The sequence below is a fragment of the Maribellus sp. YY47 genome (assembly GCF_023111095.1).
Taxonomy (GTDB): domain Bacteria; phylum Bacteroidota; class Bacteroidia; order Bacteroidales; family Prolixibacteraceae; genus Draconibacterium.
The window spans coordinates 1-1,104 of sequence record NZ_JALGYW010000052.1 but is presented as its reverse complement, the minus strand read 5'-3'; the positions used below and the strand labels follow the sequence as shown (position 1 = coordinate 1,104).

Annotated in this window: 1 protein-coding gene; it reads left to right on the top strand. The window is 45.1% G+C overall.

Features of this window, described 5'->3' with window-relative positions; all coding sequences use genetic code 11:
- Window position 1 precedes the first annotated feature (1 nt).
- Window positions 2-1,104, top strand: a 1,103-nt coding sequence (gene xylA, locus MR764_RS20150) for a xylose isomerase (protein WP_247981256.1), incomplete at its 3' end; no start/stop codon positions are given.

Here is a 1,104-nt window from a genome sequence, read left to right as displayed (position 1 = left end):
AATGGAAGTTTTAAAAGGAAACAAAGAGTATTTCAAAGGAATTGACCAAATTAAATACGAAGGGCCGGAATCAAGAAATCCGCTGGCGTTTAAATGGTACGACGAAAACAAAGTAGTGGCCGGAAAAACCATGAAAGAACATCTGCGTTTTGCCGTTGCCTACTGGCATACCTTCTGCGGAACAGGCGGCGACCCGTTTGGCCCCGGAACCCAGATTTTTCCATGGGACGGTCCAACTGACGAAATGGATGCGGCAAAGGAAAGAATGGATGCGGCTTTTGAGTTCATCACTAAAATGAACATCCCTTATTATTGTTTTCATGATACAGACCTGGTAGGCGACGGCTCAGTGTTTGAAATTGAAAAACGACTGGCAAAGATTGTAGAATACGCCAGGGAAAAACAAGCTGCATCGGGAGTAAAATTGCTTTGGGGAACTGCCAATGTATTTTCGAACCCACGGTACATGAACGGCGCGTCGACCAATCCTGACTTTACCGTAGTTGCCAATGCCGGTGTTCAGGTGAAAAATGCGATTGATGCAACCATTGCACTGGGCGGAACAGGTTATGTTTTCTGGGGAGGACGCGAAGGTTACATGAGCCTGCACAATACCGATACCAAACGCGAACTGGCACATTTGGGCAAATTCCTGACCATCGCCCGCGATTATGGTAGAAAAGCCGGATTCAATGGCACTTTCTTTATTGAACCCAAACCCATGGAACCGACCAAACATCAGTACGATTACGATGCTCAAACAGTAATTGCATTCCTGAAAGAATATGGTTTGGAGAAAGACTTCAAATTAAATATTGAAGTAAACCACGCGACACTTGCAGGACACACTTTTGCACACGACCTGAGAATGTCGGCCGATGCCGGGCTACTCGGTTCAATCGATGCCAACAAAGGTGACTACCAGAATGGTTGGGATACCGATGAATTCCCGACAAACATTTATGAAATTACCGAAGCAATGCTGGAAATCATTCAGGCTGGTGGTTTTACGCATGGTGGTATCAATTTCGATGCAAAAACACGTCGTAATTCAACCGATCTGGAGGATATTTTCATTGCCCATATTGGAGGAATGGATGTTTT